General features: G+C 45.5%; 33 protein-coding genes. 21 read left to right on the plus strand and 12 right to left on the minus strand.

All coding sequences use genetic code 11. The features are described 5' to 3' along the window. Nucleotides 1-87: 87 nt before the first annotated feature. From OGH69_RS04245 to OGH69_RS04260, 4 genes are all read right to left on the minus strand, one after another. Nucleotides 88-696 carry a hypothetical protein gene (locus OGH69_RS04245; RefSeq protein ID WP_265173204.1) on the minus strand — a complete coding sequence of 203 codons (609 nt, stop codon included), beginning with the start codon at nt 694-696 and terminating at the stop codon, nt 88-90. 40 nt (nt 697-736) lie between these two features. Beyond that, nucleotides 737-1,264, minus strand: coding sequence for a hypothetical protein (locus tag OGH69_RS04250; RefSeq protein WP_265173205.1), 528 nt, complete (start codon nt 1,262-1,264; stop codon nt 737-739). 325 nt (nt 1,265-1,589) lie between these two features. Further along, the gene (locus tag OGH69_RS04255) at nt 1,590-2,066 is read right to left on the minus strand and encodes an SRPBCC family protein (protein ID WP_265173206.1); all 477 of its coding nucleotides are present in this window, start codon (nt 2,064-2,066) and stop codon (nt 1,590-1,592) included. Beyond that, nucleotides 2,066-2,494 carry a Rieske (2Fe-2S) protein gene (locus OGH69_RS04260; protein WP_265173207.1) on the minus strand — a complete coding sequence of 143 codons (429 nt, stop codon included), beginning with the start codon at nt 2,492-2,494 and terminating at the stop codon, nt 2,066-2,068. Before OGH69_RS04260 ends, OGH69_RS04255 begins: the two co-directional genes overlap by 1 nt. 163 nt (nt 2,495-2,657) lie before the next feature. On the opposite strand from OGH69_RS04260, the gene greA reads away from it, so the two are divergent. From greA to OGH69_RS04285, 5 genes are all read left to right on the plus strand, one after another. Beyond that, nucleotides 2,658-3,134 (plus strand): transcription elongation factor GreA, encoded by a 477-nt coding sequence (greA, locus tag OGH69_RS04265; RefSeq protein ID WP_265173208.1) that lies wholly within the window; start codon nt 2,658-2,660, stop codon nt 3,132-3,134. A gap of 3 nt (nt 3,135-3,137) precedes the next feature. Further along, a complete protein-coding gene (locus OGH69_RS04270) occupies nt 3,138-3,527 on the plus strand; it encodes an HIT family protein (RefSeq protein WP_265173209.1) in 390 nt (129 codons plus the stop codon). A gap of 98 nt (nt 3,528-3,625) precedes the next feature. Beyond that, nucleotides 3,626-4,033: a lipocalin family protein gene (locus OGH69_RS04275; protein WP_265173210.1), complete on the plus strand. Its 408-nt coding sequence runs from the start codon at nt 3,626-3,628 to the stop codon at nt 4,031-4,033. Between the two features lie 78 nt (nt 4,034-4,111). Continuing rightward, a complete protein-coding gene (locus OGH69_RS04280) occupies nt 4,112-4,546 on the plus strand; it encodes a lipocalin-like domain-containing protein (protein ID WP_265173211.1) in 435 nt (144 codons plus the stop codon). Nucleotides 4,547-4,630: 84 nt separating this feature from the next. Continuing rightward, nucleotides 4,631-5,152: a hypothetical protein gene (locus OGH69_RS04285; protein ID WP_265173212.1), complete on the plus strand. Its 522-nt coding sequence runs from the start codon at nt 4,631-4,633 to the stop codon at nt 5,150-5,152. A 233-nt stretch (nt 5,153-5,385) separates the two neighbouring features. On the opposite strand, the gene OGH69_RS04290 is transcribed toward OGH69_RS04285, so the two are convergent. Continuing rightward, the gene (locus OGH69_RS04290) at nt 5,386-6,546 is read right to left on the minus strand and encodes a sensor histidine kinase (protein WP_265173213.1); all 1,161 of its coding nucleotides are present in this window, start codon (nt 6,544-6,546) and stop codon (nt 5,386-5,388) included. 258 nt (nt 6,547-6,804) lie between these two features. On the opposite strand from OGH69_RS04290, the gene OGH69_RS04295 reads away from it, so the two are divergent. Then, nucleotides 6,805-7,689, plus strand: a complete 885-nt coding sequence (locus OGH69_RS04295; RefSeq protein WP_265173214.1) for a flavin reductase family protein — start codon at nt 6,805-6,807, stop codon at nt 7,687-7,689. A gap of 52 nt (nt 7,690-7,741) precedes the next feature. Beyond that, nucleotides 7,742-8,146 (plus strand): DUF3127 domain-containing protein, encoded by a 405-nt coding sequence (locus tag OGH69_RS04300; protein WP_265173215.1) that lies wholly within the window; start codon nt 7,742-7,744, stop codon nt 8,144-8,146. An 82-nt stretch (nt 8,147-8,228) separates the two neighbouring features. Here the strand turns inward: OGH69_RS04300 and OGH69_RS04305 are convergent, their stop codons facing one another. Together OGH69_RS04305 and OGH69_RS04310 are read right to left on the minus strand one after the other, a co-directional pair. After that, the gene (locus OGH69_RS04305; RefSeq protein WP_265173216.1) at nt 8,229-8,849 is read right to left on the minus strand and encodes a hypothetical protein; all 621 of its coding nucleotides are present in this window, start codon (nt 8,847-8,849) and stop codon (nt 8,229-8,231) included. Between the two features lie 81 nt (nt 8,850-8,930). Further along, nucleotides 8,931-9,554 carry a hypothetical protein gene (locus OGH69_RS04310; RefSeq protein WP_265173217.1) on the minus strand — a complete coding sequence of 208 codons (624 nt, stop codon included), beginning with the start codon at nt 9,552-9,554 and terminating at the stop codon, nt 8,931-8,933. Between the two features lie 111 nt (nt 9,555-9,665). Between OGH69_RS04310 and aat the strand changes: the two genes are divergently transcribed. Beyond that, nucleotides 9,666-10,313, plus strand: a complete 648-nt coding sequence (gene aat / locus OGH69_RS04315) for a leucyl/phenylalanyl-tRNA--protein transferase (protein WP_265173218.1) — start codon at nt 9,666-9,668, stop codon at nt 10,311-10,313. 116 nt (nt 10,314-10,429) lie between these two features. Beyond that, a complete protein-coding gene (locus OGH69_RS04320; protein ID WP_265173219.1) occupies nt 10,430-10,780 on the plus strand; it encodes a nuclear transport factor 2 family protein in 351 nt (116 codons plus the stop codon). Nucleotides 10,781-10,879: 99 nt separating this feature from the next. Here the strand turns inward: OGH69_RS04320 and OGH69_RS04325 are convergent, their stop codons facing one another. Beyond that, nucleotides 10,880-11,449, minus strand: coding sequence for a hypothetical protein (locus OGH69_RS04325; RefSeq protein WP_265173220.1), 570 nt, complete (start codon nt 11,447-11,449; stop codon nt 10,880-10,882). A gap of 209 nt (nt 11,450-11,658) precedes the next feature. Between OGH69_RS04325 and OGH69_RS04330 the strand changes: the two genes are divergently transcribed. Further along, nucleotides 11,659-12,027 carry a hypothetical protein gene (locus OGH69_RS04330; RefSeq protein WP_265173221.1) on the plus strand — a complete coding sequence of 123 codons (369 nt, stop codon included), beginning with the start codon at nt 11,659-11,661 and terminating at the stop codon, nt 12,025-12,027. A gap of 253 nt (nt 12,028-12,280) precedes the next feature. Continuing rightward, nucleotides 12,281-12,736 carry a hypothetical protein gene (locus tag OGH69_RS04335; RefSeq protein WP_265173222.1) on the plus strand — a complete coding sequence of 152 codons (456 nt, stop codon included), beginning with the start codon at nt 12,281-12,283 and terminating at the stop codon, nt 12,734-12,736. Between the two features lie 59 nt (nt 12,737-12,795). Here OGH69_RS04335 and rpmA read toward each other — a convergent pair whose 3' ends face one another. Beyond that, the gene (gene rpmA / locus OGH69_RS04340; RefSeq protein ID WP_108777454.1) at nt 12,796-13,056 is read right to left on the minus strand and encodes a 50S ribosomal protein L27; all 261 of its coding nucleotides are present in this window, start codon (nt 13,054-13,056) and stop codon (nt 12,796-12,798) included. 25 nt (nt 13,057-13,081) lie between these two features. Next, nucleotides 13,082-13,456, minus strand: a complete 375-nt coding sequence (gene rplU / locus OGH69_RS04345) for a 50S ribosomal protein L21 (protein WP_265173223.1) — start codon at nt 13,454-13,456, stop codon at nt 13,082-13,084. Nucleotides 13,457-13,971: 515 nt separating this feature from the next. Between rplU and OGH69_RS04350 the strand changes: the two genes are divergently transcribed. From OGH69_RS04350 to OGH69_RS04360, 3 genes are all read left to right on the plus strand, one after another. Next, nucleotides 13,972-15,297 carry a M16 family metallopeptidase gene (locus tag OGH69_RS04350; protein ID WP_265173224.1) on the plus strand — a complete coding sequence of 442 codons (1,326 nt, stop codon included), beginning with the start codon at nt 13,972-13,974 and terminating at the stop codon, nt 15,295-15,297. Between the two features lie 15 nt (nt 15,298-15,312). Continuing rightward, nucleotides 15,313-17,361 carry a M16 family metallopeptidase gene (locus OGH69_RS04355; protein WP_265173225.1) on the plus strand — a complete coding sequence of 683 codons (2,049 nt, stop codon included), beginning with the start codon at nt 15,313-15,315 and terminating at the stop codon, nt 17,359-17,361. 249 nt (nt 17,362-17,610) lie between these two features. After that, nucleotides 17,611-18,084, plus strand: a complete 474-nt coding sequence (locus tag OGH69_RS04360) for a hypothetical protein (protein ID WP_265173226.1) — start codon at nt 17,611-17,613, stop codon at nt 18,082-18,084. A 111-nt stretch (nt 18,085-18,195) separates the two neighbouring features. Here the strand turns inward: OGH69_RS04360 and OGH69_RS04365 are convergent, their stop codons facing one another. After that, nucleotides 18,196-18,627 carry a hypothetical protein gene (locus tag OGH69_RS04365; RefSeq protein ID WP_265173227.1) on the minus strand — a complete coding sequence of 144 codons (432 nt, stop codon included), beginning with the start codon at nt 18,625-18,627 and terminating at the stop codon, nt 18,196-18,198. Between the two features lie 251 nt (nt 18,628-18,878). Here OGH69_RS04365 and rplM point away from each other — a divergent pair, with 251 nt between their 5' ends. From rplM to OGH69_RS04400, 7 genes are all read left to right on the plus strand, one after another. Beyond that, nucleotides 18,879-19,334, plus strand: coding sequence for a 50S ribosomal protein L13 (gene rplM / locus OGH69_RS04370; protein WP_265173228.1), 456 nt, complete (start codon nt 18,879-18,881; stop codon nt 19,332-19,334). Further along, nucleotides 19,335-19,721 (plus strand): 30S ribosomal protein S9, encoded by a 387-nt coding sequence (gene rpsI, locus OGH69_RS04375; protein ID WP_265173229.1) that lies wholly within the window; start codon nt 19,335-19,337, stop codon nt 19,719-19,721. Between the two features lie 163 nt (nt 19,722-19,884). Next, complete coding sequence (gene rpsB / locus OGH69_RS04380; RefSeq protein ID WP_265173230.1) at nt 19,885-20,700, plus strand: 30S ribosomal protein S2; 816 nt, start codon at nt 19,885-19,887, stop codon at nt 20,698-20,700. 111 nt (nt 20,701-20,811) lie between these two features. After that, nucleotides 20,812-21,636, plus strand: coding sequence for a translation elongation factor Ts (tsf, locus tag OGH69_RS04385; RefSeq protein ID WP_265173231.1), 825 nt, complete (start codon nt 20,812-20,814; stop codon nt 21,634-21,636). A 239-nt stretch (nt 21,637-21,875) separates the two neighbouring features. After that, nucleotides 21,876-22,463: a hypothetical protein gene (locus tag OGH69_RS04390; RefSeq protein WP_265173232.1), complete on the plus strand. Its 588-nt coding sequence runs from the start codon at nt 21,876-21,878 to the stop codon at nt 22,461-22,463. Between the two features lie 57 nt (nt 22,464-22,520). Further along, complete coding sequence (locus OGH69_RS04395) at nt 22,521-23,195, plus strand: hypothetical protein (protein ID WP_265173233.1); 675 nt, start codon at nt 22,521-22,523, stop codon at nt 23,193-23,195. Between the two features lie 184 nt (nt 23,196-23,379). After that, complete coding sequence (locus OGH69_RS04400; protein WP_265173234.1) at nt 23,380-24,744, plus strand: S41 family peptidase; 1,365 nt, start codon at nt 23,380-23,382, stop codon at nt 24,742-24,744. Nucleotides 24,745-24,911: 167 nt separating this feature from the next. Here OGH69_RS04400 and ald read toward each other — a convergent pair whose 3' ends face one another. Then, on the minus strand, nt 24,912-26,015 hold the full coding sequence (gene ald, locus OGH69_RS04405) for an alanine dehydrogenase (protein WP_265173235.1): 1,104 nt from the start codon (nt 26,013-26,015) through the stop codon (nt 24,912-24,914). Nucleotides 26,016-26,056 lie beyond the last annotated feature (41 nt).

Consider the following 26,056-nt stretch of genomic DNA (forward strand, 5'->3'; position numbering starts at 1 on the left):
TAGATTTAGCGGTTCACCTATATCTATAAAAACAAAAAAGCCCCCTCGCGGGGGCCTCAGGAAGGTTTGATTGGTTAATCTTTCCTGTTATTCCTTAACTTTTGCCGAGCTCTTGATGATCTCGTAAACTTTCTTGGCCGCTTCTTCGGTATATACTTTCTCCGACATGGTCATAGAGCCGCTGTCTGAAAGGCTGAAGAATGCCTTGCCTTCGGTTTCAAGCGCATAGAAGAAGTGCGATTCCGGATTGTATGTTGCACCGTTTGCCTCAGGCTTCATGGTGTATGTAAATACAAATCCGTTAGGCTCATCAACAATAGTTTTGATGTCAACATACTGCTCAGTACGGCCTACTGTCAGGCCTTTGTTTCCTTTGATAAGCTCTTCCATCGAACTTACAGCCTGTGCATAAACAGAGATAACATAATCTTCGGCAAGCGTTACGTCAACCCCGCCGTTGCCATTCTTTTCAAGTACGGCATCCTTAGGAAGCTTCACGATGATCGGTGTCAGCGTTGAGGTTCCGCTCAGGTCTGTTTCTACCCAGTCGGCCTCGTTAACCACATATATAGGTGTTTTTTCAGCAGGGGCAGCTTCCGTTTGTTCGGCAGTTTCTGTTCCTTCAGCGGCATTTTTGTCTTTGCACGAGTACAGTGCCATTGACAGCATCAATGCCATGATAACCGTTTTTTTCATTGTAATGGTTTTTGAATTATAATTTAGTAAGATGTATTGATTAAGCGTGTGCAGGCTGTTTTTTGCCATTGCGCATCGCAAAGGCAAACAGGGCTGCAAGTACGGCAGGTACGGTAACGATGATAGCTACGGAGCGGTTGCTCATTGCGCCGTATTTACTGCTGAAATCAGGTGAAAGCACAATGGCTGCAAGGCCTATGACAACTGTTGCGCCCAATAGCATCGCGGCGGTTTTTCCTCCTGCCTTGAACAGGAATACTGCAGAAACAATGCTGGCAAGTGCAAGCAGGGCCATCATGATACCCAAAGTAGTATAAGTGCCGGGTGATGCGATATCCATCATTTCTTCCATGTCGGCAATCTCGCTGTTCATTTCATCTGCCTCAGGTCCCGAAAGTTGCTTAACGTTTTCTTTCATTGTTTCAAGATCTTTTTTGGCCTGCTCTACCATTGCGGCTGATTCTTTAGCATCTTCGGCATCCCCAAAATTCCTTACTACACCAAGGGTTCCCATTCCTACAGCTACGATAACTGCGATGATTCCTAAAATCCTCATTAAAATTCTCATGTTCTTTTTGTTTTATTGGTTATAAATTATTTTGTGGACGAAAATACAATTTTTATAACACGTAATTATTTTCGGGTTAAAAAAATCTTAAAATTCAAGATGTCGTAACGCTGATTTAACATTTGGCGGTGATTTTCAAATTGCCTTTCTTCCGTTTTGTTTTTAATTACAGGGCAAATGTAGGCAAGCAGCCTTCATCATTTTTAGCAAATGAATATCTGTAACATTTCACTGAAAATTTGAAAACAGGGCCTGAAAGTTCGTAAAAACAGAAATGCTGAAAATCGCCGTTTGGCGAGGATGGTACCCGAAAAAGTGCGGGTATTCAGGGGAGCACCCGGCGGTATTTACTTTCGTCTTCGGCAAATTCGGTAATGATGCGGTTGCGCTCTTCCAGCAGGCGGCGCATGTATTTTTCGAGGAATAGGTTGTCGGCCATGCGGCCAAAGATGCCATACGGGCTTTGGTAGTCGAAAATGTCGGTCATATAGGTGGTACCGCCTTTTTCTTCAAAGAGGTGCTCATGCCGGAAGCCTTTAAAAGCCCCTTCTTTCATCTCGTCGGTAAAATAGCGGGGAGGGTCGAAAGCCGTTATTTCGGACGTTAGCTTTTGCCACAGCCCGAAATGCTTTGCCCGCCAGGTAACGCTTTCGCCCATGCCGATGAGGCCGGATGTGGTTCCGGCTATGGCCTCCTCATTCGTATGTGCGGTAGAAATCTTGTGCAGGTCGATGCTTCGCGAAAGGTCGAATACAACCTCAATTGGCGCATGGATAACGGTGTTGAGTACAATGCGGGGCATCAGTTGTATACCCTGATGGAGTTTTCGCCCGTGATCTGTACGCGGTAGGGCTTGAGCGGGTAACGCACATCGGCTTCCGGAAGCCCTGTAAAGAGGCTGTACACCACGTCGTCGCAGTTGCATATTACGTTGATGCCGTCTATGGTAAGCGAGGAGCAGGAAGTAACGGGCTGGTTGGGGCAGGTGGCCTCATAGGCTACATAGCCGCTGCCGGTATTCATGACGATAATGCCGTTGATGCCCACACCGGCCTGGTTGATGCGCACCGGGTTGGCCGGGAAGCGCAGCGCATTGTATAGCGGGAGGTTGAAATCAAGGTCTACCGAAAAGTTATAGTTGGGCAGGAAACGGTTGGTGTTATTATAGTCATCGCTGCCGCACCCCGAGAGGAGAGCGATGGCGAAGAGGAGGAACATGAATTTTTTCATAGCATAAAAATTTGTGCAGATAATTATGAAACAAAGTTAATTTAATTAACTTTGGAGTACTGCAATTGCAAGATTAAAATTTGAATTAATAAAAAATACTATCTTTGTAAAAAGAATCCCGTCGCGATGGGATTCTTTCTATTTATATATAAACGATGAAGTCATGAGTACAGTATCTTATTACACTGCGGAAGGATTAAAAAAATTAAGGGACGAGCTGGACCAGCTCAAAAGCATAGAACGCCCTAAAGCCAGCCAGGCCATAGCCGAGGCGAGGGATAAAGGCGACCTTTCTGAGAATGCCGAATATGATGCCGCCAAGGAAGCCCAGGGGCTGCTTGAGCTGAAGATATCCAAAATGGAAGAGCTGGTGGCCAACGCGCGCCTTATCGACGAGTCGCAGCTTGACGTGTCGAAAGCGCTTGTGCTTTCTACTGTAAAAATAAAGAACCAGGCCAACGGCATGGAAATGAAATATACGCTGGTTGCCGAAAGCGAGGCCGACCTTAAAACCGGGAAAATATCGGTTACATCGCCCATAGGCAAAGGGCTTTTGGGCAAATCAGTTGGTGAGGTGGCCGAAATACAGGTGCCTAACGGGACTTTGAAATTTGACGTGCTCGAAATAACACGCGACTAAGCCATGGCATCGATATTCACAAAAATAGTAAACGGCGAAATCCCGGCCTATAAAATAGCCGAGGACGACAACTACCTTGCCTTTCTGGATGTAAATCCCAATGCCAAGGGGCACACCCTGTGCATTCCGAAGCAGGAAATCGACAAGATATTCGACATGGAGCAGGAGCATTACCTGGGCCTGATGGCGTTTTCGTACAAAGTGGCAAAAGCGCTGGAAAAGACCGTGCCCTGCAAGAGGATAGGGATGTCGGTAATTGGGCTGGAGGTGCCGCATACGCACGTACACCTCATTCCGCTGAACGAAATGGACGAGATACGCTTTTCCAATAAAGTGAAACTGGAAAAAGAAGAGTTTGAGGCGCTGGCAAAGGCCATTGCGGCAAACCTTTAATAATAACCGGACACAGTTCCGGTTTTTTATTATAACAAATTTAACCATCGGCGTTTGTGTTATTTCGTATCATTGTACATATATTAAACTAACACACTATGAAAAAGATACTTGTATTTGCAATGATGGCACTCTGCCTGGCAGGCTGCTCTGATGATGACAACAATGACCCTGCGGTAAACCTGGACCATTTGCAAAAAAGATGGTACTACGTGTCAACCAAATTAGGAAACCAAACGCAGAATTACCCGGGCCATATGCCGTGCGGGAAGGATTACATCGAGTTTCAGGCCAATAATGTTGTGCGTAATGTCGATTATTTCGACTGCCAGCAGGATCCGGCTGTAGATACGGGGACCTATTCAGCAACTGAAGAAACGCTTACCTATACTATAGATGGAATGCCTGAGAGCTTTACCATGAAGAAGCTGACTTCCTCGAGGCTGGAAACCCAGGCGACCCTGAACGGGGCGACAATAACCTACATTTATACCAGTACACCATAAAATTACCCTTATAAACCCAGGTTTTTTTATTTGAAATTTTATTATTATTGCCGTATAACAATTAAACAAAAACCAACAATGAAAAAAGTAATCGGCTTAGGCCTTGCAGTAGCGCTTTTTGCTTCGTGTTCTGACGACGATAGTTCGTCAGGATCAATAAACCCGGACAACTTGCTGAAGAAGTGGTACTATGTTTCTGTAAACGCTAATGGAGAAACAGAGCTTTGGGATGACCATGAGGCATGTGGAAAAGATTATATTGAATTTTCGAGTGGAGGCGTACTTACGAATGTGGATGTTTATGGTTGTGACGGTAATACACCTTTAACGGATGTTTTTAATGCGGCCTATACTGTAAACGGCAACAAAATTACTGCCACTGCGGGTGGCGAAACACAAACGGTGACTATAAAAAAGCTCACAGCTTCAGAATTAAAAGTAGCATACACCACTGATTATGATGGTGATGGTGATGAAGAGACGGTAACAGAAACCTACTCAAGCAATCCATAATTTTTATAAAAAAACATAAAACGGGGCAATCGCCCCGTTTTTTATGGCTCAGTTTTTGCGCCATTCTTACACAAAACCTAACCTATGAAAAAGATACTACTCTTTGTATGCAGCGCCATTTTGCTGTCCTGTTCTGATGACGATGCATCCCAAAATCCCGGCCAGGAAGCCGTTTCCACCGGGCATGTACGGATTGCCTACCTCGGCAACAACATACAGTTTGAAGACCCCGAAGTGATGAGGGGCGGGCCTGATTCCGCATTCGACCTGACGGTCAGGGGCTACATTATATTCGAAGGCAGCCACCATATAAAGAATTATGTGCACTTGCCGTTCAATTTGGTGGACGGGCACTACGAACTCCAGCAGATCGATATTAATGACAACCAGTTTGACGGCACGCATCTTGACATCATGCATCATTATGTTATGCTGGCAGGCCCGTTGGCCAATCCTGACTTCGAACATATAGCCACGCTGAGGAGCGACAACCACCTGGTGGGCAGCTTTTCGGGCAATGTGCAGCCCGGCACGCAGGAACCCGAAGGCACTCCAGGCTATTATGTGAGTGGCGACTTCGACATCGACCTTAATGCTATAGATTAAAATGTAGTGATTTCGGTATAAATAGGTCACAAATCCTATTCTATACCAAAATTGACTTATGCTTTGTGGCAGAGGCGTTGCAATGCAACGTCTGATACGAATAAGATATACCAAAAAGCGTGAGCCGTTGCATTGCAACGTCTAATACCGATATGATAGGCCATAACGTTCGAGCCGTTGCATTGCAACGGCTCTGCAACGTAATCATTTATATTCACGTGTATAATCAGGCATTAAACCCTCTTATAGCTCGCCTGCATGGTGGTGCCTTTGCCCACTTCGGAGGCCAGTACTTTTATCTTGCCTTTGTGGTATTCCTCCACAATGCGGCGGGTTAGCGAAAGCCCAAGCCCCCAGCCCCGTCGCTTGGTGGTAAAGCCCGGTTCGAACACTTTTTTAAACTGCGCCTTGGGTATGCCCTTGCCGCTGTCGGACACTTTTATCTTCACGAATTTTTCGCGTTCTTCCACCACCACGTCCAGGCGGCCTTTGCCTTTCATGGCATCTATGGCGTTCTTCACGAGGTTTTCAATCGTCCAGCTGTGCAGCTCGGGGTTGAGCATTACCATCACCGGATGGTTGGGCGAACGGAAATTGAACTCCACCTGGCTCGATGCCCGTGCCCTCAGGTAATCAAAGGCGTTTTCGGTCTCGGCCACAATATCCCGCTCTTCCAGTACCGGCTCCGACCCTATTTTCGAGAAGCGTTCGGCTATGGTCTGCAGGCGGTTCACATCTTTTTCTATTTCCTCAACGGTGGTTTCATCCACATTATCGGCCTTCATGATCTCTATCCATCCTAATAAAGAAGACAGCGGCGTACCTATCTGGTGGGCGGTTTCCTTGGCCATACCGGCCCACAGGCGGCTTTGCGCACCCATTTTTGAAGCACGGTAAAAGTTATACACCACCGCCCCGAAAAGCACGATGATGAGCACGAGTGCCACGGGATAATATTTGAGTACACTAAGCATGACAGAGTTGCCATAGTAGATATATTGTACCTCACCCAAATATTCGATCTTTAGGGCTGAGTTTGTGGATTTGAATTCTTCGAGCAATTTATAGGCACGGATGGAATCTTTAACGACATCGTCTTTTATTATTACTTCGTCGATATTCCTTGCCTTTCGGATAATTCCTTTTCCATCTGTCAATATGGTTGGTATGGTCGTATTGCCTTGGGTAATGGAATTTATCAGGTCAAACGTTTTATCTTCCGTTTCACTGGATAAAGCCTCGGTGGCATTTGCCCAAAGTTGCATCTTTTCCCTTTCATCCACTTTAAACCTCTGGAAAAGGAAGTAGGTGTTCCATACGATCAGTATAACGATAAGAAAAGAAGCGATGATGATGAACCAGCGGGTAAAGCTTCTTTTGTCGATAATTTGCATAAGCGGTATTTTGTGGCTTAAAGATACTAAAAAGTTGAGTAAGGGTAGCTGTTTGTCGGCACATGGAACAATTATGAAACAAATCTGAACCTGCCGCATTATTTGTCCACAATGAGATACAAAACGATGCGATACAGGGGTACAATTTTCAACAGGCATAACGCCTTTTTGGCTGTTAATATTTTGTGGTTTTTGGCGGGATTAAAACTGTGCTGCATCCCTCCAAACGACTATCTTTGTGAAAACAACAGACCCGAAATGTTCAGTATTGACCCAAAAGAAATGCCCACGGCCAAATTCCAGGGCTATATGCAGGGGGCGGTAGGGCCCAGGCCCATCGCTTTTGCCAGCACGCTCGACAGGAATGGCGTGCCCAACCTGTCGCCTTTCAGCTTTTTCAATGCATTCAGCTCCAACCCGCCCGTACTGGTGTTTTCGCCGGCACGCAGGGTGCGCGACAATACCATCAAGCATACGCTGATCAATGCTGAGCTGAACCGTGAGGTGGTGATCAACGTGGTGAACCACGACATCGTGCAGCAGGCATCATTGTCCAGCACCGAGTATGCCGATGGCGTGAATGAGTTTGAGAAAGCGGGACTGACGATGCTGCCGTCGGACATTGTGAAGCCCTTCAGGGTAAAAGAGTCGCCGGTGCAGTTTGAATGCAAAGTGCTCGAGATCGTAAGCCTGGGCACCGAAGGCGGGGCGGGCAACCTGATCATCTGCGAAATCCTGAAAATGCACATCAACGAAGATGTACTGACCCCGAACGGCGAAGCCATCGACCAGCACAAGATCGACCTGGTGGCGCGCATGGGGGGCAACTGGTACAGCCGTGCCAATGCCGGCCTTTTTGAAGTGGAAAAACCGCTCACCACACTGGGCATAGGGGTAGATGCCATTCCGGCCTTTGTAAAGGAAAGCGGCATTTTCAACGGTAATGACCTGGGGAAACTTGGCAACGTGGAAACCTTGCCTACCGACGTGGAAGTTGCTATATTTGTAAAAGGCAGCTTTGAGATGAAAGCGGTATTGAGCGCTGACGATGAGCAGAAAAAGCTGGCGATGGCCAAGGACCTGCTCGACAATAACAAGGTGGCAGAAGCCTGGAAGGTACTGCTCGCACAAAAAGATTTTTAATTATTTACTAACGATAGCTGCCCGGTGAGGCAGAAAATTAAAACAGACAATTATGGAAGTTTCAGGAAGGATCAAGATGATTGACGAAACCAAAGCCTTTGGCGCCAACGGTTTCAGGAAGAGGGAAATGGTGGTGACTACCGATGAGCAGTACCCACAGCACATCATGATAGAGTTTACGCAGGACAAATGCGACCTGCTGAACAACTACAGGCCGGGCGAGCCGGTAAAGGTTTCGATAAACCTTAGGGGCCGCGAGTGGGTAAACCCACAGGGGGAGACAAAATACTTCAACTCGATACAGGGCTGGAGGATAGAGAAGCTGCAGCCTGAAGCTCCGGCAGCAGGGGCGCCGGCACCGCAATACCAACAGCAAACGCCGCCGCAACAGCAGTACGACCAGTTCCAGCCGGCAACGAACTTTAAAGAGGAAGAGCACGACGACCTGCCTTTTTAAAATTCCAAGTTCCAAATAACAAATAACAAATCCCAGGGCCGTAAAAGGTGTCCGGGATTTTTATTTATTGTGGTATCTTCGTTTACTGCTCAATGGTTACTGTAAGTTCAAAGGCATAAGGTCCGTGGGCTTGCAGCCATTTTTCGCTCTTAGGGTTATATATCAAGGTTTTGTGATTTTTATTTTCTTTACAACTACAGTCCACTTCAAAATCTGTTGCCTTTGAATTCTCTTTTTTGACTTTGCGCAGGGCAACATATATTCCAGTTTCATTTCTCACTTGTAAATCAGACACATCAATATTCATTTTGCCGGAATGGCTGCCCGGTACTAAAAAAGTTTTTGACCCAAGCTTTTCTCCGGGATCACCATTGGCCTTTACATCATACAAATTCAATTCTATTTCGGTATCTGCATACTTCCCTTTGTCGTCTCGTTTGGCAGAGTGATTAAACTCAAATCGCAAAGATTTTATCATTCCTCTCGGCATATCGTAAGCCATCGTCGCTGTTTCATAAACGCTGGAGAGATTATCATAGAAAGTGCAAATGCCTCGTCGGAATTTGTAGGATATTTGTCTGCCATTCTTTTTTTTTTCATTGACCACTACTTCCTTCATTTGTATGGTGTCTTTTTCCATATCAATGTTTTGGGCCGAGGCAGAAAGACTGAAAAGAAAAAGGATAAAAAGGATATTTTTCATAGTTCAACTGTATGTGGGAATGCTGAATTGCCTGAAGTTTTTTCCAAATATAGGCTAAAAAGCTGAGAAGCAATTGGTATTTTACCTATCCAAAACCACCCGTACATCTACCCGCATACCGGCGCATACCCAGCGGCGTTCCCACGGGGCGCTTTCGGAGGTGCGGGCAAGGGTCATGAACTTGTCGTGGCCGCTGCACATGCAGTCGAAATACAGGTCATCAATCTCCTCCGGCCCGGATTCCTTTATCAATCCTATGAATAGTTTGCTTTCGCTTTTCAGGTCCAGCCCGGCAATGTTAATGCTGATTTTTCCTTTGGCTTTTTCATCCATGATGAGCGCTTTGCTGTCGTAGGCAATGCGCCTGCCGGGCTGGCCGTTTTCGTCTACGGTATAAATGAGCACCCCGAAAGTAGCGCGTTCGCTGTGTTCCTTCTTATTGTCAAATATCCCGTTGAAATAAAAGGTAACCGATTCCAGCGACCCTGCCGGAATGCCCTCTGCCAGGGTCACGATCTCACCGGCATCCTTAAAAGGTTCGGGTGAATAGCAGGGCCCGGTGAGGCGCAGGGTTTTCATTTTGAGCTTTTTCCCTTTGCTTACCACCACTTCTTCCATGTAAATAGTGTCCTTTTCCATGTTGACAAAGTTCTGCGCCGTTGCGGGAACGCCCCAAAAGATAAAGAGGAAAAGGAAATATTTCATGTGTTGCATCCGTTTAATAGGCGAAGGTAAAAAATCATTTTGTGGGGCGGGTTGTTTTAACTTTAATTTTCAATGCCTAACTTTGATATGCCTTATTATAAAAAATAACGGATGTACTTCCTTTCACGTGAACTCTATTTCCCCCCAGTGGACGAAGCATCGCCCGAAGGCATTGTAGCCATTGGCGGCGACCTCTCTGCTGAGCGGCTACTGCTGGCTTACCAAAGCGGGATATTCCCCTGGTTTGAGGACGATGAGCCCATACTGTGGTGGAGCCCGCCCGAGCGCATGGTGCTGTTTTTCGACGAGCTGAAAATTTCCAAGAGCATGCGCAACATTATGAACAGGGGCATTTTCTCGGTGAGCTTTGACCTTGCCTTTCAGGAGGTTATAGCCAATTGCCGCGACATAAAGCGCCACGGGCAGAACGGTACCTGGATTACCGCCGATATGGCCGAAGCCTATTGCAGGCTGCATGAGCTGGGCCATGCCAAATCGGTAGAGGTGTGGCAGGGCGACGAGCTGGTGGGCGGGCTGTACGGCATCGACCAGGGGCACGTATTCTGTGGGGAGAGTATGTTTTCCAAAGTACCGAATGCCAGCAAGATAGCCTTCATTGCACTGTGCAAAAAGCTGCAGCTCGAAAACTACAAATTGCTCGACTGCCAGGTACACAACGACCACCTTGAGAGCCTTGGGGCAAGGGAGATAGAACGTGATGATTTTATGGCCATTTTGAAGAATTCAGGGGGATTTTGAGGAGCCGGTTAGGGGATTTTATAACCCCGCCATGATGATTTTAGGGTATACCCAGGGGTATTTTTGATGCCATCGTTTGCGATAAGCTTAAAACTAACTTTTATAAAGACCATAAAATGGATGCCGCTAAAGAAAATTTGATCCACAAGGCCTATGCAGCCTTTAATTCCCGCGACATTGATGCGGCCCTTTCCACTTTCCATCCGGAGGTTGAATGGCCCAAAGCTTTTGAGGGTGGCTACGTCCGGGGTCATGAAGCGATACGGGACTATTGGACCCGGCAATGGGGTGAGATAAACCCCAATGTCGACCCGGCCGGAATCAGCGAAAGGGATAATGGCACCATAGAGGTGACGGTACACCAGCTTGTAAAGGACCTGCAGGGCGGGGTACTGTTCGACGGCACCGTAAAGCATATTTATACGGTGCAGGACGGCCTGCTGCGCAAGATGGATATTGAGGGTTAAAATGACCTTTGCAGGGCGTCATCAAAGACGGGCAAAAAGTAAATGCAAAAGGGCTGTCCTTAACGGGCAGCCCTTTACTATTTGATAGCAGGGAATTGCTTATTTTACTTTAGCAGAGCTTCTTACAGCTTCATACATTTTTTCTGCAGCTTCCTTTGTGCCGGCAACCGCACCTGTAGCATGGTTGTGGATTACGTAGCAACCCTCGCCTTTGGCTTTCACTATAACATAAAACCTGTATTGGGCGTCAAAGCCTTCGGTAGCAAGTTCTTCATACATAAAGCCGTTTTCGTCTTCTTTCAGCATTTTGGTGCTGTCTCCACCTGTATTTTGCGCTTTGAACCTTTTAAGGGCTTCTTCGATGGTGTTTTCAAAAGCGGTACTAACAGTAAGGCCGGTATCTTCGTTTATGGTAACCGTAAGGTCTTCAGGGTTAATCTCGCTTAGGCCGATTTTTGCTGTTTTAGGCAGTTTTACCAGGATAGGGTACTCTTTTTTTGTAGTGCTCAGGTCGGTTTCAACCCAGTCAGCTTCGTTAAAAACATACGCTACAGCAGGTGTTTCGGTTGTTGCTTCAGTGGTTTCGGCATTTGTGCCTTCAGAATCTGCTTTTTGGTTGCAAGATGCCATTACAAGGGCAGCAAGCAACATTTGGAACAGGTTTTTCATTTTAGTTCTTCTAATTGGTTAATAAAAATTGATCAGTGCCGCAATCAGGTTCGCGGCGGGCGCGAAATTAAGAAAACGTTTACGAAAAACAATAATTCCGGTAATTTTTTATAGGCGCTCAACCCCCTTATTGCGCTTCCTTCTGTTATGGCCAGGCAGTGCAGGGCCGTACGCCTGCCTCCAAAAAATAAAATGGTATCTTTGCGCCGATGAAGGCCGCATTGAAACATACCCTGGTTATCCTGCTCGCGCTGTGCTACTGCATGGCCGTGGGTGCTGCCGGTAATGGCAATGATTTGGCCGCCGTTTATGACGCATCGGCAGCCGGTGAAACAACCCTTGTTGCCGGCACGCCCGACAAGCTGGCGGCCCACATTCCGCAGACGGCCTTTGTGGAGGCTTTTGCCAAATACGGACAGCCCCAAAACTTCAAGCTCACGTTTCACGCTCTTGCGCCTACTCCCCAATTTGCAGGGCACTTTATTCCTAAAACGTTCCGGCAGTATGTCAGGAGGCTGCAGAATGTGCACATCCTCTCGGTTGCCGACATCATTTATCCTTTCCATTCTTTTTGGTGATACCCCGGTTTTATTCCGCAATAAAAAACCGTCTAAAATCGATTTAACCACATAGCTACATAGGCATTTCTGTGGCTGGGTAGGTTTGGCTAAAGTAGCGCATAGTGAAGCGACGCTTCATCTATGTGTAAATATGTATCCTCCTGCCTGAAATCACTATGGAACCTATGTACCTATGTGGTTAAATTGATTTTGGGTGTTCAAAAATAGTACGTGGCAATACACCACTATAACTCAATAATCACAAAAAGAAATGGATCTACAAACCACAATAATAGGGGCGGTGCTCATAGCGATTTGCGTTGTACCGTTCGTACTCATAAATAAGAAGAAAAAAGAGAAACAGCAATTGCTGCTTAAGCAGCTGAAGGCGCAGGCCATAACCTATGGCTGTGCCATAACGCGCCACGACCTTTGGCACAACACCGCGATAGGCATTGACGACAATGAGAAATGCCTGTTCTTTTTCCGCAGGACGAAAGACGGGGAGGTGCAAAAGCAGGCCCACCTGGCGGGTGTAGACAAGGTATACATTAATGGTGCCGGCAATGCCATTGAAAAGCTGGAGCTGGTACTGGTACACAACAGCAGCAAAGAGCCCGATACCGTGCTGGAGTTTTATAACAGCGCTACGCTCATGCAGATCAATGCCGAGCTGGAACTGGTAAAGAAATGGCAGGGCATTGTTGAGGAGAGCCTGATCAAGTAACCGGCAACTAAAAAACCCACTCGATTGAGTGGGTTTTTATATTGTGATAAGACTATTTCTTAAGCTTCGAATGGAACTATAGAAACGAAAGACTTGTTGTCGCCTTTTTTCTGGAACTTAACAACACCGTCAACTTTAGCGTGTAGTGTATGGTCTTTGCCCATGTACACGTTTTCGCCCGGATTGTGCTTAGAACCTCTCTGCCTTACTATGATGTTACCGGCAATAGCAGCCTGGCCGCCATATATCTTAACGCCTAGACGTTTCGACTCCGATTCCCTACCGTTCTTGGAACTACCGACACCTTTCTTGTGAGCCATGATGTTTTGTTTTTAATTGTTAATATTATTCTGCAGTTTCAGTTGCGTCTGCTTTTTTGGCAGCAGCTTTTTTCTTAGGCGCAGCACCCGCCCCGATGATACCGGAAATCTGGATTTGCGTTAAAGACTGGCGGTGGCCATTTTTCTTTTTGAAGCCTTTTCTCCTTTTCTTTTTGAAAACGATTACTTTGTCTCCTTTTAAGTGCTGCAGCACTTTGGCTTCTACTGAAGCACCTTCTATAGCCGGGGCGCCAAGGGTGATTGTTCCGTTGTCGTCAAGCATAAGTACTTTCGCGAATGTAACCGCGTCGCCTTCTTTGCCTTCCAGACGGTGAACAAATACCTTTTGGTCTTTGCTAACTTTAAATTGCTGCCCTGCTATCTCTACGATTGCGTACATAACAATATGGTTTAATTAATTTTTTGAGTGTGCAAATATACAACTTATTATTTATCAGGCAACCTGCGGGGGTAAAATTTCAAAAAAATGTTTGAAGGGCAGGGATTTGATTTCCTGAGGTTTACATTTTATATATGTTGTGGTGAATTGCCCAATGCAACCGTGATGCGAAGGTGTCATAGTGTGAAATGATTTTGAAATGCGCAGAACCGTTGCAATGCAATGGCTAATGACACAGCAATCGGCAGGGTTTAACATTGGAATACAGGCCGGTCTCAATTGCAAAATGATTTGGTGTTCCGCAGAGCCGTTGCATTGCAACAGCTCTGCCCGGGTAGCTTGTGTCTTTACGGGAGAGAAATGAGCGTTCCCTTAAATCCAGCCTATATATACGTGTGTTTAAATGCCATTTTTGCAATCCAAAACCAACTTCTTAAAAAAAAAGATAATTTAATTGTAACAAATTGACGAAATTGCACACCAATTATCAAAACACAATAATAATCAGTATTTTTATGAAAAGATCGTTAATCGCTTTGGGTTCGCTCCTTATGCTTGGCGGAACAGCTTCTGCCCAGAAAGTGGCATTCGAAGAATACAATTTGGACAACGGCCTGCACGTGATCCTGCACCAGGACAAGAGTGCGCCGGTAGTCATTACTTCGGTAATGTATCACGTGGGCTCTAAGGATGAGAACCCTGAAAGGACGGGTTTTGCACACTTTTTTGAGCACTTGCTTTTTGAAGGCACAGAGAACATCAAACGCGGCGACTGGTTTAAGATAGTTACTTCTAACGGCGGAAACAATAACGCCAACACGTCGGACGACCGCACCTATTACTATGAGGTATTCCCTTCCAACAACCTTGAGCTTGGCCTTTGGCTGGAGTCGGAAAGGCTGATGCACCCTGTGATCAACCAGATTGGCGTTGATACGCAGAATGAGGTGGTAAAAGAGGAGAAAAGGCTTCGTATAGACAACCAGCCTTACGGTAACCTTATTGCCGAAGTGAAAAAGAACATGTTCAAGGTACACCCGTACCGTTGGGCAACCATCGGTTCTATGGAGCACCTTGATGCCGCTACCCTTGCGGAGTTCCAGGCTTTCAACAAGAAATTCTACATCCCGAACAATGCGGTGCTTGTAGTAGCGGGCGATTTTGACCCGGCACAGGCTAAAAAATGGATATCGCAGTACTTTGCCGCCATACCGAAAGGCACGCCGGTAACACGCCAGAAATTTGAAGAAAAGCCAATCACTGAAAGCTTCAAGGCACGCTACGAAGACCCTAACGTACAGCTTCCGATGGTGGTTACCGCCTACAGGACGCCTTCGATGAAAACACGTGAGGCAAGGGTGCTTGACATGATATCGTCTATCCTTAGCGACGGAAAGAGCTCAAGGATGTACAAAAAAATCGTTGACGACAAGAAAATGGCAATGCAGATCGGCGCTTTCAACTACAGCCAGGAAGATGCAGGCCTATATATTGTATACGGAATCCCAATGCCGGGCTTTACTGCCGAGGACATCATGAAGGAAGCGGATGCTGAGATCGTGAAGCTCCAGACAGAGCTTATCTCTGAAAGGGAATTCACCAAGCTGAAGAACCAGTTCGAAAGCCGTTATGTGAGCAGCAACTCAAATGTTGAGGGCATTGCTGAGAACCTTGCGTCGTACTACCTTCTTTACGGCGATGTGAACCTTATCAATACTGAGATCGACATCTACCGTTCGATAACAAGGGAAGAGATAAGGGATGTAGCCAAAAAATACCTTAACCCTAACCAAAGGATGGTACTTGACTACGTAGGAGCAACAGAAAAAGCAGAAAAATAAGAATACAGAAAAACGATGAAAAAAGTTATATATCTATTAGCCGGTTTGTTTTTAACCGTTGCCGTTCAGGCGCAAGACAGGCCGATGCCAAAACCGGGGCCGTCGCCAACTGTTAACGTAGGCAAGCCGCAAACCTTTACACTAAAGAACGGGCTTAAGGTACTTGTAGTGGAAAACCACAAGCTGCCACGCGTATCGTACAGCCTTACCATGGACAATGCCCCTTATGCGGAAGGTTCCAAGAAAGGTGTGAGCGACATGACGTCTGCCCTTATGGGAAGCGGTACAAAGAAAATGTCGAAAGACGCGTTCAACGAGGAAGTTGACTTCCTTGGCGCGAACATAGGCTTCGGCTCGCAGTCGGCTTATGCAAGCGGCCTTTCGAAATATTCCAACAGGATACTGGAGCTGATGGCCGATGGCGCCCTTAACCCGGTATTCACGCAGGAAGAGTTTGACAAGCAGAAAGCGCAGATACTTGAAGGCCTTAAGGCGGACGAGAAGAGCGTAACATCGGTAGCGGCCAGGGTGAATAATGTACTTGTGTACGGCAAAAACCACCCGAACGGCGAATACCTGAGCGAAGAGACACTGAACAATGTAACTCTTGAAGATGTACGTGAGAACTATGAAACGTACTTTGTTCCCGGTAAAGCCTACCTGGTTGTAACCGGTGACGTGAAGTTCAAGGATGTGAAAAAGCAGGTGGAGAAGCTTTTCGGCGCATGGAAGCCGGGCATTGCCCCTAACGTGAGCTACAGCGACCCTAAAGACGTTCAGTACTCGCAAATCAACTTTGTAGACATGCCGAATGCGGTACAATCTGAAATTTCAGTTGTAAACATATCCAACCTTAAAATGACGGACAAAGAATACTTCGCTACGCTTCTTGCCAACCAGATTCTTGGCGGTGGCGGTGAAGGAAGGCTTTTCCTTAACCTTCGTGAGAAACACGGCTGGACATACGGTGCTTACTCTTCAATAGGTGGCAATAAGTATGTTGGCGATTTCTCTGCTTCAACTTCGGTAAGGAACACGGTTACCGACAGTGCTGTTGTAGAGATATTCAACGAGATCAAGAACATGAGGACTGACCTTGTTAGCGAGGAAGACCTTAAGAATGCCAAGGCAAAATACATAGGAAACTTTGTAATGAACATGGAGAAGCCGGGTACTGTAGCGCGTTATGCATTGCTTACGCAGACACAGGGGCTTCCTGAAGATTTCTTCGAGAACTATATCAAGAACATCAACGCCGTAACTGCTGAAGACATCAGGAATGCTGCGAAGAAATATTTCTCTGCCGATAACTCAAGGGTGGTTATCGTAGGTAAGGCAGCCGACGTGCTTCCGGGCCTTGAGAGCAGGAAAATGCCGATCATGTACTTTGATAAGTTCGGTAAGCCGACTGAAAAGCCGGTAATGAACAAGCCGGTGCCGGCAGGCGTAACTGCCAAAACGGTGCTTGACGGCTATATTAAGGCGATAGGCGGCGAGAAGGCAGCCAGGGCAGTTAAGACTGTATCTACAAAATCGTCGGCTACGGTACAGGGCATGGCGGTAACATTTACCAGCAAAGTATCTTCTGACAAGAAGCAGGCTGTGGAAATTACTGTTGCCGGCATGGGCTCAATGTTCAAGCAGGTTGTAGGCGATAAGAGCGGCTACAGCGTACAGCAGGGCCAGAGAATGGAAATGGAAGCCGATGAGTTCAAAGAGAACAAAGAGACTGCCGTTCCGTTTGAAGAGCTTACAATGGCTTCTGATCCGGGTGTGAGCGTTGCAGCTATCGAAGCCATCAACGGCAAAGATGCTTATGCGGTTAAAAAAGGTACGGATACCTACTACTATGATGTGGCTACCAACCTTAAGGTTGCTGAAGCGCACGAGCAGGAAGGGCCGGGCGGACAGAAAATGACGCTGTACACCTACTATGGCGACTACAAAGAAGTAAAAGGCATCAAGCTTCCGCACAAGATCAATATGAACATCGGCATCGAGCTTGACCTTACAGTAAATGAGGCCAAGATCAACGAAGGCGTAACTGCTGCTGATTTCCAATAAGGCATACTAATTGTTTTTATACAAGGCTCCCCGCATTGCGGGGAGCTTTTTTTTTGCATCATGCCGAATAGTCCTCACCCCGGCCCTCTCCAAAGGAGAGGGTGACGTGACGTAAAACTCTTGCCGAAAAAATTTTCATGCCTGAGTATGCGCGTTTGAGTGTACCCAATTTTGTTATCACAATCATAAACCTGTCGCATTTACAAAGGGTAAATCGTATTTTTAAGGTTGATTAAAAAATGACGGGGAATGAAAAAGATACTCTTTATTATAGGTATAGCCATGCTTTTCATAATGTGCAAGAGCGCCAAAACGGCATCTGCAGGGGAAGAGGCCAGGGTGGCAAAGGTGCAGTACAAGGACGATTTCAGGTCGGCCTCGGCAAAAGAAAAAGCGGCAGTGCTGAAGGAATTAAAGGCTACGGGTGCAAACTATTCGGTAATCATATTCACGCAGAACTTTAAGGGCGAAAAGATGGCGGTGGCCAATGCAAAAGGGCAGCTGTACAGCGGCTATGCCCTGTCCAACCTCAAGACCGGCATTGCCGACAAGGCCCGCATTGACAATACAATGGACACGACGGTTTATGATAAATCAGACAATCATGAGGTAGTGATTGAGGCGAAGGAGGCACAAAAGCACAAATTCATTTACATCATGAAGAACCCCGGCTCGAAAACGCCTTTTACAGTAACGTATAGCAATACGCTGCGGCCGTTATAAGCCCCCTGACCCCCGAAGGGGGAATCCACTCATGCTATTTACACGCGCAGTCCTTGCGAGGAGGTATGGTGAAGCAATCTGTTACAAATAAAGGTGATGGTTTAAGGGTAGTTATTGCCGTATTAATCTATTAACTATTGTTGTGCCTTCGTTGGTTTTCATTTTCCATGTTAATGAATTTGCATTCCGGCTTATCTTAAAGCGGTACGGAATTGAATCGCATTTTAGGAACTCAATATATTTTGGGTCTGTGTTGAGGCTGTCGATATTAAATCGCTTCTTATTATAGTATACGAGTACTGAATCGCCTGAAGTTTTCCAATTGCCACTCATTGCCATTGCGCAATTCCGGAAAACACAAGTTGAGTCAGCATTTAATTGCAGCGTATCAAATGAAGGGTATGATTCGCCCTTTAATTTTCCCAATGCAACATTGAGTTTGCTTCTTGTGGGAGACGCATAGGTACCCTCAAGATTTGATACAGAAGTATTTTTAGTGCATCCAAGGCATAATAACAGTAAAAATGCGGTGAGCTTTTTCATAACCTGGTGTAAAGTATTGTACTAAGATAAGGAGAATATCAATCGGCTTAACTAAATTGAAGCAGTCCGTGGGCAATATCCCATTAAGCAATTGCCCAATTGTTCCATTAAACCCCTATCTTTGCAGTACTCCGCAGGTTAAAATTCATTCGTTACAGAATAATTTTATCTCATATTTGAATTTCTAAGAATTAATTGTACTTTTGCAACCCCTTTATTGGGGATGGAATGTTTAATTAAAATAATTTATTGTGAACACATTAAGCTACAAAACAGTTTCGGCGAACAAGGCGACTGCTCAGAAAGAGTGGATCGTTGTCGATGCTGAAGGTCATAATTTGGGCCGTCTTGCTTCTAAAGTTGCGATGCTTTTGAGGGGTAAGTACAAAACAAATTATACACCGCACGTTGACTGTGGCGATAACGTAGTGGTTATCAACGCAGAGAAGATCAACCTTACAGGTAACAAACTTGACGACAAGATCTACATGCGTCATACAGGTTACCCTGGTGGACAAAGGACGCTTACCGCAAGGAACGTACAGGCCAAGAACCCTGCTATCCTTGTTGAGAAAGCTGTAAAAGGAATGCTGCCTAAGAACAAACTTGGCGCTGAGCTATTCCGCAATTTAAATGTATATGTAGGCGCTGACCACAAGCATGAAGCTCAGAAGCCTAAAACCGTTAACTTAAACGATCTAAAGTAAATGGCAACTATCCACAAAATCGGCAGGAGGAAAACTGCTGTTGCCCGTATCTACCTTTCTGAAGGAACAGGTAAGATCACGGTAAACAAAAAAGAACTTGAAGTGTACTTCCCAACCGCTACGCTACAGTACAAAGTACGCCAGCCGCTTTCTATGACGAACAGCGCTGAGAGCTTTGACGTAAAAGTAAACGTATACGGTGGTGGTATCACAGGACAGGCTGAAGCTGTACGTATGGCTATCGCCCGCGCTATGTGCGAGGTTGATGCTGAGAACCGCGGCATCCTTAAGCCTGAAGGTCTATTGACAAGGGACCCACGTATGGTGGAACGTAAGAAATTCGGCCAGAAGAAAGCCCGTAAGAGATTCCAGTTCTCTAAACGTTAATATTCTGAATGCCCTTACCATAAGGGATTTGATTAAAAATTTAAAAACAAAAGTTGTTGTTGCCCCGCTGAGGCGAGGGGTTAGTTTAGCATCTAAATGGGCAAGGCCGAACATTTCGCCACTTATCCATTGCTTACTCAACAGAACGTAAACTATTACAAAAATGGCAAATAAAGTAGAAGTTAAAGACTTACTGGAAGCAGGTGTACACTTCGGACACATGACCAGGAAATGGGACCCGAACATGGCCCCTTACATATACATGGAGCGTAATGGCATACACATTATCAACCTGTATAAAACCGCAGCTAAGATCGAAGAGGCTAACGAAGCCCTTAAAAAGATCGCTGCTTCAGGCCGAAAAATCCTTTTCGTAGCCACAAAAAAACAAGCAAAAGACATCGTTGCCGAGAAAGCAACTGCTGCCAACATGCCTTACATCACTGAAAGGTGGCCGGGCGGTATGCTTACAAACTTCGTTACTATCCGTAAAGCTGTTAAAAAAATGGCTTCTATTGATAAGATGAAGAAAGACGGTACATTTAACACGCTATCTAAGAAGGAGCGCCTTCAGGTAGATCGTCTTCGTGCTAAGCTTGAGAAAAACCTTGGCTCTATTGCCGACATGACAAGGCTTCCTGCCGCGTTGTTCGTAGTAGACATCAAGGCTGAACACATCGCAGTAAAAGAAGCTCAGAAATTAAACATTCCGGTTTTCGCAATGGTAGATACCAACTCTGACCCACGTCAGGTTGACTATGTTATCCCTGCAAATGATGACGCTTCTAAATCAATAGAAAAAGTACTTGCCCTTGTAACAGGTGCTGTAGTTGAAGGCCTTTCTGACAGGAAATCTGACAAAGATGATTTCACTGAAGAAGGCAATGAAACTGCTGCCCCGGTAGCTGCCCCTAAACAGGAAGCTGCCCCGGCTGCTGAAGCTCCTGCGCAGGAAACACCTGCTGCTACAGAGGAATAAGTTAACATTACAGTAAAGCCGTTGTGCAGGGTAATGTTTATTTTTGAAGCATTATCGGTATGACGGCTTTATTATTTATTAAAAAAACAACAAATTTAAATACGACTTAAAATGGCAAACATAACTGCTGCTGAAGTAAATAAACTACGTACCATTACCGGTGCCGGTATGATGGACTGCAAGAAAGCCCTTGTTGAGGCTGAAGGCGATTTTGACAAAGCTATCGAGATCCTTCGTAAAAAAGGACAGAAAGTAGCTGCTAACAGGGCTGACCGCGAATCTTCTGAAGGTGCGGTTATCGCTGTGGTAAATGCTGACAAGACTGCCGGTGTTGTTATATCGCTTAACTGTGAAACTGACTTCGTTGCGAAAAACGAATCGTTCGTGAAAATGGCTAACGACTTTGCTGCCCTTGCCCTTGAAAGCGCTACTAAAGAAGAGCTTCTTGCAAAAGACTATAATGGCCTTACCGTTGAAGAAAAACTTACGGAGCAGACAGGTGTTATCGGTGAGAAGATTGAGATCGGTGCTTTCGAAAGGCTTGAAGGCGCATTCGTAGGCTCATACATCCACGCAGGTAACAGGATCGCTACTTTGGTAAGCCTTTCAGGCAACGCTGAAGGCGCTGAGGAAGCTGCACGCAACGTGGCCATGCAGGCTGCCGCTATGGCTCCTATCGCCCTTAACGAAGATGGCGTTGATGCTGCTACCATCGAAAAAGAAATCGAAATCGCAAAAGACCTGCTTCGCCAGGAAGGCAAGCCTGAGGCTATGCTTGACAACATTGCAAAAGGTAAACTGGGCCGTTTCTTCAAAGACAACACCCTTGTGAATCAGGATTACATCAAAGACAACAAACTTAGCGTTAGCGAGTATGTGAAGTCGGTTGATGCAGGCCTTGTTGTTACAGGTTTCAAAAGGGTTGCACTTGCATAAGTAAACCTTTTTTATCATATCAGGACCCCCGAAATTGAAAAGTTTCGGGGGTTTTTGTTTTATATATACAACATTATTTTAAAAATTCGAACTTTGAGATGTTGCCAACAGAAAATGATAAGTTAACTTATTGATTATTAACAAATCAATTTTATCAAAATGAAAAAAATTAGTATTTTTATTTTTCGGTTTTGCTAATCGGTGCCTCAGTAATTGTTGGGTGTTCAAGCGAAGAGGGTGTGTCGACAGCTACAGATAATACTGCTTCTGCGCATAGGATCTATCAGGCTGATGTTAACGACTATATCAGCAATTTTTACGGTACGACTTTCGTATTTACGGATAGTATTGAAACGTCCGATAAGGACAGGGATTACATTATCAGGGCAGTAACGGTTGGAACTGATACTGAGGCACGTGGCTATTTGGTATCTGATGCAGCAGATAACGAGCCTGTTGGATTCATTGACATCGACCATGCCAATCATGTAATGAAAATGGTTGATATGGCAACTGAAGAGATGGATGTTATCGAAGATCTTGATGAAGATCCTGTGTTCACCGAAATAAAAGGCAACCTTATAACGCTTGTTGAGCTAGGCAATGCTCCCGAAGCTCAATCCAGGGGTTGGTATGTGATTGTAGAGGTCATCGTTGAAATTGGAGATAATTTTTGGGGAGATATTCCGGGTTGTGGATCTACTCAGGTTGAGACCGATCCACTGACACTTGAGCAGCATTGCTATAAAAATTGTACCATAAAGAAAAAAAGATTTTGGATTACATGGAGTAGTACAGACTACCAACAAGTTGTTGATTGTCCTTGATCTATAAAATAGGGCTACGTAAAGTTTTTACAACGTAGCCCTTTATCAAAATATATTATGAAAGGAAAGTTATATGTTACAGTAATCATCTTTTTTATATTTGGATATTGTTTATGCAATGCACAGGATACAATTCAACTAAAAGATGTTGAAATTTTAGAAGATGTAAAGAAAAAGCCTAAAGAAAGGACGATAAAATATGGTAATAAGAAATCAAAATTTGTAAATAAAATTGCCCTTTTTAACTCAGGTTCCAGTCCGTTATTTTATCTTGTTGATAGCATACCTTATGGGATATTACAGGAGTTGAAATTTAATTTTGCAGCAATGTGCAGGTTAGATGTAGAGCGAGATGCGCTGAAGTTAGGTGTAATGCGTACGGAGTATAAATTAACATTTTATGAAGAAAGTGAAAACGGGAATTTAATCCAAATAAATGAAAAGCCGCTTATAATTGTCATTGAGGCAGGGAATGACTGGCATAAAAACATTACAGTTAATGTAGCATCTTACAATATAAAAAAGAATAGGTTTTATATTTGTTTGGAACTTGCTTCTGAAAAGCCTTGCGATGAATGTGCATTTTATGTGCCCCAACATTTTAGAGCAGATAAGCCTCTAACCTATAGAGTTGTTAGAAATGATTCCTCGCTTCACAATGTAGAGAAAGTCTCCCTTCCTACTAATACAGGTATATTTCTAGAGCTAAAAACCCTTACCCGCGATTACTAAAAATCCAAATGCTTGTCTTATTGCCGGTTGATGCAGGCCTTGTTGTTACAGGTTTCAAAAGGGTTGCACTTGCATAAGTAAACCTTTTTTATCATATCAGGACCCCCGAAATTGAAAAGTTCCGGGGGTTTTTGTTTACTGTAACAAAGAGAGGTTTTCAGAGTCTTTTTCTAAAAACACGAATATGAAGAACCTGTTATACTTTTTTGTCCTCCTTTTTCCGATAGCAGTGCCCGCACAACCCGTATGCAACGAATTATACCATCACAAATTCAGTAAACAAGAAGTTGCGGCGGATATTGATTATATGTATGAAAAAATCAAAAACGCACATATAAATCCCTATACCGGCATCACGCAGGAAGAATTTGCCAAAAAAATCAGTACTGTAAAGGCTGCTTTAAAGGACAGTATGACCCAGCGGGATTTCTATTTTGCCGCAGCTCCCATTATGGTAAGCCTTAACGACGAACACAGTGGCATGAATGACTATTGCGTTACCGACAGCATTAAAAATAATTTTAAGGTATTCCCGCTCCGGTTTGAGTACGAAAATGATAAGATCATCCTTACGGAAAACTACAGTCCGCACGATCTCACGCCGGGGGACGAATTAATTTCACTGAACGGGATTGCTGCTGCAGACCTGGCGGAAAATTGCGCAAGGCTCGTGCCCGGCCCGCCGGACGAGAGCAAGCCTATAGCCATTGAAAGGCTATGGATGTACCTGCCGAAATTCTGCTATTTCATTGAAGACAATTACCAGCTCTTGTTCCGGTCGGGCAAGCAGGTACTTGTAAAAAGCCAGCCTTGGGATGAATTCCGTCAAAACTACAGCAAGACAAATCCGGTAAAAAAAAGCAACCCGCTGATGCAGTATGAAAAAGTGGAAGATGCCGGGTACTTAACCGTAAATTCTTTCAGCATTAATAGCAAGCTGACCGGGGAAGTATGGGATGGTAAACTCGATTCTATTTTCACACTCATAAAAAGAGACAAGGTAAAACGGCTGTTTATAGATGTGAGCAACAATGGAGGGGGTAATTCTGCCGTCGGGCGTAAACTAATCGATTATTTTTCAGGCAAGCCTTATAGGACATATAGCGGAAAATGGAAGAAAAGTGCTGAATATGTGGATTATATGAAACGTAACGGCCTATTTGACAGCAAATACGAAAAGCTGGCCGATGGCACTGTGATGGAAATGCCGCAGGAGAAGATTATCCCGAAAAAAAAAGCCAACCGGTTTAAAGGCATAACCTACATTGTAGTTGGAAAACACACCTTTTCGAGCGCTATAATGTTTGCCGCAATAGTGCAGGATAATAAGCTCGCAAAGCTGGTGGGCGAAACACCGCGTAAAGGGCATCCGAATCATTTTGGCGAATTGGTGGTTTTCAGTACGCCAAACACGCAGCTGAATTTTGCATTTGGTGTAAAAGAATGGATACGGCCCGCAGGAAAGTCAGCTTTCAATAAGCTTGTGCCGGACATACCGTTTGTTTTAAATGGGAAAACCCCGGCTCAAATAATCGCAGGAATAAAATAACCAAAAACCCCGCTTCTCACAGGCGGGGTTTTCTTTTACCCGTTGCCGGGCCAAACAAACAAACATATATAACAAATCGCTTTTAAGTCGCTATCCTGAATGCTTCTCCAAATCAACAAATAACCAAATAACCAAATCCACAATAAACCCATCAATAAATAAACTCATTACCCCATCAACAAATCAACCTCTGCAAACGCTTTTTTAATCTCTTCAATGAGCACTTCCCCTTTTACGATGTTCAGGCCACGGCCCAGGTCAGGATATTTTTCGCAGGCCGTTTCCCACCCCAGGTTGGCGAGCTTTAGTATGTATGGCAGCGTAACGTTCGTGAGTGCAAGTGTCGAGGTATACGGCACCGCGCCCGGCATGTTGGCCACACAGTAATGCACAATATCGTCGATGATATAGGTGGGTTCCTCGTGCGTTGTCGGGCGCGTGGTCTCAAAGCATCCGCCCTGGTCTACCGCCACATCTACGAGTACCGTACCCGGGCGCATTTCCTTCAGCATCTCGCGGGTAATGAGGTTGGGGGCCTTGGCTCCCGGTATCAGCACTGCTCCAATGATCAGGTCGTGGTTTTTAATGTGCCTCTTGATATTGAACACGCTGGAGAACTCCGTCACCACGTGGTTCGGCATGATGTCATTCACATACCGCAGGCGCTTCATGTTGATGTCGAGTATGGTCACGTGTGCGCCAAGCCCTGCCGCCATTTTTGCGGCCTGTATGCCTACAACGCCGGCACCCAGCACCAGCACCTTGCCCGGGGGTACCCCCGGAACGCCGCCCAGCAGTACGCCGCGGCCCTTGATGGGTTTCTCTAAATATTTCGCGCCCTGCTGTATCGCCATGCGCCCTGCCACCTCGCTCATTGGGGTAAGCAGCGGGAGGAAGCCGTCTTCATCGCTCACGGTCTCATAGGCAATGCACACCGCTTTGCTGGCGATCATGGCACGGGTAAGCTCCTCACTGGATGCAAAATGAAAATAGGTAAACAGCACCTGGTTGCGCTTGATGAGCGGGTACTCGTAAGGGGTGGGCTCCTTTACCTTTACGATCATGTCGGCCATGGCATACACAGCTTCTATGGTGGGCAGCAATACGGCTCCTGCCTCGTAGTAATCCTCATCGGAAAAGCCGCTGCCGATTCCGGCCGACTCCTGCACGAAAACCTCATGCCCGTAATTTACCAGTTCGAACGCCCCCGCCGGAGTCAGCCCTACGCGGTTCTCATTGTTCTTTATTTCCTGTGGGACCCCTATTTTCATGATGGTAAATTTTATTTTTTGTAAATATAAAAAGTTTACCC

The sequence above is a fragment of the Flavobacterium sp. MFBS3-15 genome (assembly GCF_026107645.2).
In the GTDB taxonomy this organism is placed as follows: domain Bacteria; phylum Bacteroidota; class Bacteroidia; order Flavobacteriales; family Flavobacteriaceae; genus Flavobacterium.

Bases quoted from the DNA above. Each gene is read 5' to 3' on its own strand.
- OGH69_RS04270 (WP_265173209.1), top strand. From the start codon at position 3,138: ATGGCATCGATATTCACAAAAATAGTAAACGGCGAAATCCCGGCCTAT.
- OGH69_RS04255 (WP_265173206.1), bottom strand. From the start codon at position 2,066: ATGCCCCGCATTGTACTCAACACCGTTATCCATGCGCCAATTGAGGTT.
- rpsI (WP_265173229.1), top strand. From the start codon at position 19,335: ATGGCAACTATCCACAAAATCGGCAGGAGGAAAACTGCTGTTGCCCGT.
- OGH69_RS04360 (WP_265173226.1), top strand. From the start codon at position 17,611: ATGAAAAAGATACTCTTTATTATAGGTATAGCCATGCTTTTCATAATG.
- rpmA (WP_108777454.1), bottom strand. From the start codon at position 13,056: ATGGCTCACAAGAAAGGTGTCGGTAGTTCCAAGAACGGTAGGGAATCG.
- OGH69_RS04320 (WP_265173219.1), top strand. From the start codon at position 10,430: ATGGATGCCGCTAAAGAAAATTTGATCCACAAGGCCTATGCAGCCTTT.
- OGH69_RS04365 (WP_265173227.1), bottom strand. From the start codon at position 18,627: ATGAAAAAGCTCACCGCATTTTTACTGTTATTATGCCTTGGATGCACT.
- OGH69_RS04325 (WP_265173220.1), bottom strand. From the start codon at position 11,449: ATGAAAAACCTGTTCCAAATGTTGCTTGCTGCCCTTGTAATGGCATCT.
- OGH69_RS04330 (WP_265173221.1), top strand. From the start codon at position 11,659: ATGAAGGCCGCATTGAAACATACCCTGGTTATCCTGCTCGCGCTGTGC.
- OGH69_RS04355 (WP_265173225.1), top strand. From the start codon at position 15,313: ATGAAAAAAGTTATATATCTATTAGCCGGTTTGTTTTTAACCGTTGCC.
- OGH69_RS04395 (WP_265173233.1), top strand. From the start codon at position 22,521: ATGAAAGGAAAGTTATATGTTACAGTAATCATCTTTTTTATATTTGGA.
- OGH69_RS04280 (WP_265173211.1), top strand. From the start codon at position 4,112: ATGAAAAAAGTAATCGGCTTAGGCCTTGCAGTAGCGCTTTTTGCTTCG.
- rplU (WP_265173223.1), bottom strand. From the start codon at position 13,456: ATGTACGCAATCGTAGAGATAGCAGGGCAGCAATTTAAAGTTAGCAAA.
- rpsB (WP_265173230.1), top strand. From the start codon at position 19,885: ATGGCAAATAAAGTAGAAGTTAAAGACTTACTGGAAGCAGGTGTACAC.
- OGH69_RS04245 (WP_265173204.1), bottom strand. From the start codon at position 696: ATGAAAAAAACGGTTATCATGGCATTGATGCTGTCAATGGCACTGTAC.
- OGH69_RS04305 (WP_265173216.1), bottom strand. From the start codon at position 8,849: ATGAAAAATATCCTTTTTATCCTTTTTCTTTTCAGTCTTTCTGCCTCG.
- OGH69_RS04310 (WP_265173217.1), bottom strand. From the start codon at position 9,554: ATGAAATATTTCCTTTTCCTCTTTATCTTTTGGGGCGTTCCCGCAACG.
- OGH69_RS04300 (WP_265173215.1), top strand. From the start codon at position 7,742: ATGGAAGTTTCAGGAAGGATCAAGATGATTGACGAAACCAAAGCCTTT.
- tsf (WP_265173231.1), top strand. From the start codon at position 20,812: ATGGCAAACATAACTGCTGCTGAAGTAAATAAACTACGTACCATTACC.
- OGH69_RS04400 (WP_265173234.1), top strand. From the start codon at position 23,380: ATGAAGAACCTGTTATACTTTTTTGTCCTCCTTTTTCCGATAGCAGTG.
- OGH69_RS04295 (WP_265173214.1), top strand. From the start codon at position 6,805: ATGTTCAGTATTGACCCAAAAGAAATGCCCACGGCCAAATTCCAGGGC.
- OGH69_RS04290 (WP_265173213.1), bottom strand. From the start codon at position 6,546: ATGCAAATTATCGACAAAAGAAGCTTTACCCGCTGGTTCATCATCATC.
- aat (WP_265173218.1), top strand. From the start codon at position 9,666: ATGTACTTCCTTTCACGTGAACTCTATTTCCCCCCAGTGGACGAAGCA.
- OGH69_RS04275 (WP_265173210.1), top strand. From the start codon at position 3,626: ATGAAAAAGATACTTGTATTTGCAATGATGGCACTCTGCCTGGCAGGC.
- OGH69_RS04260 (WP_265173207.1), bottom strand. From the start codon at position 2,494: ATGAAAAAATTCATGTTCCTCCTCTTCGCCATCGCTCTCCTCTCGGGG.
- greA (WP_265173208.1), top strand. From the start codon at position 2,658: ATGAGTACAGTATCTTATTACACTGCGGAAGGATTAAAAAAATTAAGG.
- OGH69_RS04250 (WP_265173205.1), bottom strand. From the start codon at position 1,264: ATGAGAATTTTAATGAGGATTTTAGGAATCATCGCAGTTATCGTAGCT.
- OGH69_RS04285 (WP_265173212.1), top strand. From the start codon at position 4,631: ATGAAAAAGATACTACTCTTTGTATGCAGCGCCATTTTGCTGTCCTGT.
- OGH69_RS04335 (WP_265173222.1), top strand. From the start codon at position 12,281: ATGGATCTACAAACCACAATAATAGGGGCGGTGCTCATAGCGATTTGC.
- OGH69_RS04350 (WP_265173224.1), top strand. From the start codon at position 13,972: ATGAAAAGATCGTTAATCGCTTTGGGTTCGCTCCTTATGCTTGGCGGA.
- ald (WP_265173235.1), bottom strand. From the start codon at position 26,015: ATGAAAATAGGGGTCCCACAGGAAATAAAGAACAATGAGAACCGCGTA.